The organism is Microbacterium sp. P2_F9 (genome assembly GCF_056403635.1).
Genome location: NZ_JBFUFC010000226.1, coordinates 1 through 5591 on the forward strand (window position 1 = coordinate 1; position 5591 = coordinate 5591).

General features: G+C 66.4%; 9 protein-coding genes. 4 read left to right on the top strand and 5 right to left on the bottom strand.

The window, feature by feature from the left end; genetic code table 11:
• Positions 1–177: 177 nt before the first annotated feature.
• From AC1DVT_RS17440 to AC1DVT_RS17455, 4 genes are read right to left on the bottom strand one after another with little or no spacing between them, the layout of a single operon-like run.
• Positions 178–657 carry an Imm61 family immunity protein gene (locus tag AC1DVT_RS17440; protein ID WP_477390352.1) on the bottom strand — a complete coding sequence of 160 codons (480 nt, stop codon included), beginning with the start codon at positions 655–657 and terminating at the stop codon, positions 178–180.
• Positions 658–697: 40 nt separating this feature from the next.
• The gene (locus tag AC1DVT_RS17445) at positions 698–1000 is read right to left on the bottom strand and encodes a hypothetical protein (protein WP_477390354.1); all 303 of its coding nucleotides are present in this window, start codon (positions 998–1000) and stop codon (positions 698–700) included.
• Positions 993–1214, bottom strand: a complete 222-nt coding sequence (locus AC1DVT_RS17450; RefSeq protein WP_477390356.1) for a hypothetical protein — start codon at positions 1212–1214, stop codon at positions 993–995. Before AC1DVT_RS17450 ends, AC1DVT_RS17445 begins: the two co-directional genes overlap by 8 nt.
• A 13-nt stretch (positions 1215–1227) precedes the next feature.
• Positions 1228–1857 carry a TNT domain-containing protein gene (locus tag AC1DVT_RS17455; protein ID WP_477390358.1) on the bottom strand — a complete coding sequence of 210 codons (630 nt, stop codon included), beginning with the start codon at positions 1855–1857 and terminating at the stop codon, positions 1228–1230.
• A 383-nt stretch (positions 1858–2240) separates the two neighbouring features.
• Here AC1DVT_RS17455 and AC1DVT_RS17460 point away from each other — a divergent pair, with 383 nt between their 5' ends.
• Complete coding sequence (locus AC1DVT_RS17460; protein ID WP_477390360.1) at positions 2241–2366, top strand: hypothetical protein; 126 nt, start codon at positions 2241–2243, stop codon at positions 2364–2366.
• A 124-nt stretch (positions 2367–2490) separates the two neighbouring features.
• Entirely contained in the window at positions 2491–2997 is a 507-nt protein-coding gene (locus tag AC1DVT_RS17465) for a hypothetical protein (protein WP_477390362.1), read from the top strand.
• A gap of 123 nt (positions 2998–3120) precedes the next feature.
• On the opposite strand, the gene AC1DVT_RS17470 is transcribed toward AC1DVT_RS17465, so the two are convergent.
• Positions 3121–3735 carry a TetR/AcrR family transcriptional regulator gene (locus AC1DVT_RS17470; RefSeq protein ID WP_477390364.1) on the bottom strand — a complete coding sequence of 205 codons (615 nt, stop codon included), beginning with the start codon at positions 3733–3735 and terminating at the stop codon, positions 3121–3123.
• A gap of 70 nt (positions 3736–3805) precedes the next feature.
• Here AC1DVT_RS17470 and AC1DVT_RS17475 point away from each other — a divergent pair, with 70 nt between their 5' ends.
• Both AC1DVT_RS17475 and AC1DVT_RS17480 read left to right on the top strand, forming a co-directional pair.
• Positions 3806–5083, top strand: coding sequence for an MFS transporter (locus tag AC1DVT_RS17475; RefSeq protein ID WP_477390366.1), 1278 nt, complete (start codon positions 3806–3808; stop codon positions 5081–5083).
• Positions 5084–5202: 119 nt separating this feature from the next.
• On the top strand, positions 5203–5591 hold a 389-nt coding region (locus tag AC1DVT_RS17480), incomplete at its 3' end, for a hypothetical protein (protein ID WP_477390368.1).

Sequence of the window (5591 nt, forward strand, 5' to 3'; positions counted from 1 at the left end):
ATGCGGCCCCGAGTCGTACGCCGCCGTCTTCTGGCTGCACCCAGGTCCACCCACCCAACGTGGCGAACGCCCCAAGGTCTGCGAGATCGTTTGCGATTGTCACGAGTGGATACGCAATCCGTCAGGCTTCGGGGCGACGCTGCTTCGAGGCATCCGTACCTCCATTGCCGTCGAGGCTCAGCGGACGAACTCCGAGAGTAGGGGGGCGCCGTCGCGGTCCTCGTACGAGGCGATGAGCTGAGCCACAGGGGCCGAGGCGACGTACGAGAAGCTCACGATGGGATGGACGACGTCACGAGCGACCATCGCAACGTCGACGACACGACCCTCGTCTGTGCGGAGCCCGTTCCATCCCGCTTCGAGAGCAACGGGACTGAAGCCCGGCGCCGGGGACGACCAGTCGAACGGGAGTCGGATTGTGGGCAGGTTGCGGCTGGCGCGGAGGTCGTAGCCGAGGACCGTGATCAGGAAGCGGACGACATCATCGAGCTGCGCCGCGCGCATGACGGCTATCGGATCTTCGGCCCGCTCGGCACGCAGCAGGCCGACGCCCGCCGGGTCGGGCGCGACGTAGTAGCGCAGCTCCCCACCGGTGTTGGCGAGTACGAGCCCATCACCATCCAGTGTCACCTCGTACCCCTGCGTGCGTGTCCACACTTCGAACACCTCCGGCAACCGAAGTGGCACCATCAACTCCTCAATCCTTCGTCAGAGGTCGGAACGAGCGCTCCGCGACCATCTGCTGGACTTGTGCGGCCTGCCCGACCGAGATCTCCTCCAGATCGCTGTCCAGTGGCATGCGGACAGCCTTGTCGACATTGCCGTTGCTGTCGGGTTCCCACACATCGACATCTCGAAGCACCTCGTCCACGGGCCGCCCACCTGAGACGGTGCGCCGGAGCAGGGCAAACGGGACGAGGACGCCGTCCCTGACGAGTTGCCGGACGAAGTAGCGAGGAGCGGCTGTTGCGACCCGCAATGCGGCGAAGGGATCAGGCATCCAAGTACTCTCCGTAGGTGGGTCGGATGTCGTCGGGCTCCACCGCTGCCGCGTAGCGTTCGGTCAGGAGCCACCAGATGCCGCAGACCTCACAGCGATGCAGTTCACTGCGGTCGGGGATGCTCTCGGCGACGAATCGGGGCCGATCCCCCGACTCCCACTGCGTTCGGCAGACTTCGCATCCCTGTGACTCCCAGGGCTTGGGATAGATCACCGCAGTCTCTCAATCAGGTCAGCTGCCGCAGTTGGCCCTCGCGCGCGAGATCACGGATGCCGAGGGTCTGATTCTCGATCGAGAAGCGGACCCCTCCGCCGTCGCGACCGAACCAAGGCGGCGTCACGGTCGCGCGCACCCGGATCTGATCCGTGGTGACGAACTTCTGCAGGGGCTGGTCTAGGGCCGTGACGGGGAGTGACCGTGCCTCGAAGGATGTGCCGGTCGGGTAGAGGAGGAAGCCGTCCAGCGTTCCGATCCGGTCGAGGAGGAGGTTTGCGGGAAGGTCGATGAGCGTGTCGTGGACGTGGCGCGCCGCGAGATCCAGGACGTGGGGTGCTGCCCACGCGAGCATGCGCTCCCGCTCGCTCTCGGGTAGCGGCAGCGGTTCGGGCATGGGAGACAGAGCGTACTGGTAGAGCGCCGTGACGGTTTCCGCCGGCGTCGACCGTCGCAGCAGCACGCGTGACTGTCCGTAGTCGATCGTCGAAAGCGCCCACCGGGCGTCATCGCCAGACGATAGGCTCAGCGCTCCCTCCCACACGGCTCCGTGATCTCCCGGCAGCACCACGGCCCCGTCCGCGACGCCGCGATCTCGCAAGACCGCGCGCACCTCTGCCCATGACGGATCAGTCTTGTTCACGAAGTCCCATCTCTCGGCTGTCTACCCTCCGACCAGCCTAGACAGAGCGGCGTCGAGCGCCGTGCCGCGGTGGATGCTAGAGAATCGGACGATGAGCGACGCGCTCGTAAACATGTGGGCCGCGCAGGCCGAGATGAAGGCGCGCGAGCCCGCTCGAGCTGTCGCGTTCACGGACCGGTCAACGACCCGGTTCGAGCGCTGTAGGTTCCCGGTCGAGATGACGGGGAAAGCTGGGATTAGGCGGTACTTGCGTCCACTCCGGCGACCAGCCTCCGTTGCTGCGGTCCCCGCGCCGTGCGTATCTGGTGCGCCGAGCATTCAACGGGGATACTGAACCGCAGGTCACCTCGGTATTGCGCGTGCTCGGCGACGGAGGATATGGCATGGACGCTACCGCGTGGGAGGTGATCGCGAATCCCATCACGGGCGAGCGGTTGCGCTTCCTCGGCCGCGAGGGTGACGTGGTCAGCATGCAGCTATTGAGCTCGACGAATCATGTCGGCGATTGACGACCGAGAACGTGCAGGGGCGCCGGGCAGCGTACCTGCAAGCCCACCCCACTTTCGTTGGGTGGGCTGCGTCGTGGTGGGGGCGATCTGTGGGCTTGCGTGGGCCGCAGGCTTTCGTGCCTACATGATGGAGATCGCCGGGTCGGCGTCGCGCTTCGACTGGTTCGGCACCTTCGGCACGATCCTCGCCCCCGGGATGATCGTCGGCGGAACGCTCGGGCTCGCCGCGGCGATGCGCGCAGCCGGTCGCCAGCGAGGCATCCGCTGGCTTGCCCTTTCGCCGTTGCTATTCGCCATCGCTCCGATGGTGCGGCCAGGAGCGCTCGTCACCTTCGTGACTCAGGGCCTCGGCGGTGGCGCCGTGGGCATCGCCCTAATCGCCATTGCGGGTGGGTTCTCGCTGGGGCAGATCGGCCCGGTGTGGGCACGGGTGGTGTGCGGCGTGGTCGGGTGGGCGGGGGCAATCGCAGTCGCCGCAACTGTGCCGCTTATCGGGGGCGCGCGTGTCGCGCTGAGCCAGCCGCGCGGGGGTTRGGCGATCGTGCTGGCGTTCTCGTTCGTTGCGGTGCTGATGATCGCGTCATCGATCCCCTTCCGGCGAGCGACACCGGGAGAGGTTCGTCGTGCCTAGCGGCGACGAGGTCGCGGGTCGGGAGCACCGCTCACCAGAACCACGCTCCTGACCTTCGCAGGTGTGTCAGGTGTCGACGCGGGCGGTCAGGTCGCCGGATCGGGGCAAGCGCCGGGAACGCGCTCAGCCGGCCGCATCCGCCAGTCGACTCTCGATCGGCGACCAGCCACCCTCGAGTATGGCGAACCCTGCCTCCAGCTCGGCTCGCTGGTCCTCGCTCTCGGCGACGAGTGTCTGCATCTGCAACACGAACCTGGCGTAGACGCGAATCTCAGCCGTGGGTTCGGAGAGCCCGAGTTCGCCTGCGATGGCGTCCGCGAGGGCATCCTCGTGTCGCAGCCACATCTTCGTCGCGTAGTCGCGAAGGGCCGGAGTCTCCTTGAGGAAAGCCATGAACGTCCGCGCCACGTCATCGCCGTGCTCCGCGAGGTTCATGCCGATCTCAGCGAGATAGAAGTCGTACAGAGCGCGGTTGATCGTTATGCCGACACGCCTGTCGCGCACCGCGGCGACGAGTCGATCTCGCTGCTCGTCATCTTCGTCGAAGACGAGTGCTTCTTTCTGCGCGAAGTGTGCGAACACCGTGGTCGGCGAGACGTCGGCGGCGTCGGCGATCTCGCGGATGCTCACATTGTCGAAACCGCGCTCGAGGAAGAGCATCGTCGCGACGTCGGAGATCGTCTTTCGAGTGGCCGCCTTCTTGCGCTCGCGGCGTCCGAGGGGCTCCGTTGTAGACATGACCCCAGCATACCCCGCACTCAGTACATAGTTGATTTGACTCCGAAACTGGTACCGATACACTTATGGAATGACTTCACTCAATCCATCTGCCTCGGCCCGCGCCAGTAAGCGTGCGTGGGCCATGCTCGTCGCGCTGACGATGCTCACCGTCATCGGCATGACGGTCGTTCTCCCCGTCCTCCCCTTCGTGGTACTCCAATACGTCGGCAACGAGAACGACCTGGCGATCTGGGTCGGCGTCCTGGAGGCCATTAACGGACTCTGTGCTTTCCTCGTGGCTCCCTTCCTCGGTCGCCTCTCGGACCGCTTCGGACGCCGGCCGGTCATCATCGTCGCTGCCTTCGGTGCCGCTGTGGCGATGACCCTGTTCGGCATCGGAGGCGCGATTTGGGTGCTCGTGCTCGCCCGCGCCATCCAGGGCGTGACCGCGGGTGATCTTCCCGCACTGTTCGCCTACCTCGCCGACATCACACCGCCCGAAGAGCGCGCCAAGCGCTTCGGCATCCTCGGGGCGCTCTCCGGCATCGGAATGATGATCGGCCCCGCCGTAGGCGGACTCTTGGCCGCCGTGAGCCTTCAGCTCCCGGTCTTCATCACCGCCGGGATCTCCCTCCTCGTCGCGGTCCTGAGCATCTTCCTGCTCCCCGAGAGCCTTAAGCCCGAAAACCGCATCAGCACAATCTCGATGCGCGATGTTCAGCCGTTCTCCGTCTTCAAGGCGGCGTTCGGCCGCAAAGAGCTGCGCGGACTGCTGATCGGTTTCGGCCTGCTCGCGCTGTCGTTCGGATTCTTCGTGAACAACTTCAGCGTCCTCGCTCTCGACTCCATCAACTGGGGTCCCACCCAGATCGGACTGATGACAGCATCGATCGGCATCATCGACATCCTCATCCAGGGCGTGCTGCTGGGGATCCTGCTCCCACGCATCGGCGAGCGCGGCGTCATCATCAGTGGAATCGTCGGACAGACCATCGGCCTGGTCGCGCTGGCTCTGGTCGCCTCCACCCTCGCCCAGCCGTGGCTGTTCATCGTCGGCGCGCTCATGCTCGCTGCAGGGCAAGGCGCCGCGCAGGCCGCGATGGACGGCGCCATGTCCAACGCTGTCGGCGACGATGAGCAGGGCTGGCTCGGTGGGGCAACCCAATCGCTCAACGCGGCAATGTCCACCGTCGCACCGCTCCTCGCGGCCGCGCTCTATGCCACGGTCAGCCACGCCGCGCCCTACTGGCTCGGTGCGGCGATCATGGTCGTCGCCGCGGTCATCGTCTCCCGAGCCCACATCGCGAATACGGCGAAGAATGCCGTCGAGGTGAGCCAGCTGGAGCTTGCGGACGCAATGAGCTGACCACTCCGCCGCGCGCGAGCGGCGGGGTTGCAGTGGGGGTCGGAGCCGGTGAGCAACCGCGAAGTGCGCTCAGGCTCCTACGATGAGGCCATGGGGCACCTGGGGGGCTGCGGCACACGATGATTGTCGAGCCTTCGCGCGAAGACGTCACCGTCACGGCCCACCTGGAAACCCGCCCGTCGAGGTATGCGCCCCTGATCGGCCGGGTGGCCGAACTGCAGGCCCTGTCGCTGCTGCTCCAGCCGGGCGGTGCGGCGGTGGTCAATGTGACGGGTGCGCGGGGTAGTGGGAAGTCGGCCCTTGTGCGCGCCGCGCTCGAGGGCCTCTCGGGATCGCAGGCGATCGACATCCAGCGACTCGATCTGAGTGGCGAGACGACGACGTCCGCGATGACGGGGCTGCGCGGTCTCGTGTCCCACACGCCCATCCCTCTCCGCCGCGGTGACTCCCCGTGGGACGGGGAGCGGATGCTGCTGCACCTGGAGCGAGCGGACGTGCTGGCCCGATC

Bases quoted from the DNA above. Each gene is read 5' to 3' on its own strand.
- AC1DVT_RS17445 (WP_477390354.1), bottom strand. From the start codon at position 1,000: ATGCCTGATCCCTTCGCCGCATTGCGGGTCGCAACAGCCGCTCCTCGC.
- AC1DVT_RS17460 (WP_477390360.1), top strand. From the start codon at position 2,241: ATGGACGCTACCGCGTGGGAGGTGATCGCGAATCCCATCACGGGCGAG.
- AC1DVT_RS17470 (WP_477390364.1), bottom strand. From the start codon at position 3,735: ATGTCTACAACGGAGCCCCTCGGACGCCGCGAGCGCAAGAAGGCGGCC.
- AC1DVT_RS17475 (WP_477390366.1), top strand. From the start codon at position 3,806: ATGACTTCACTCAATCCATCTGCCTCGGCCCGCGCCAGTAAGCGTGCG.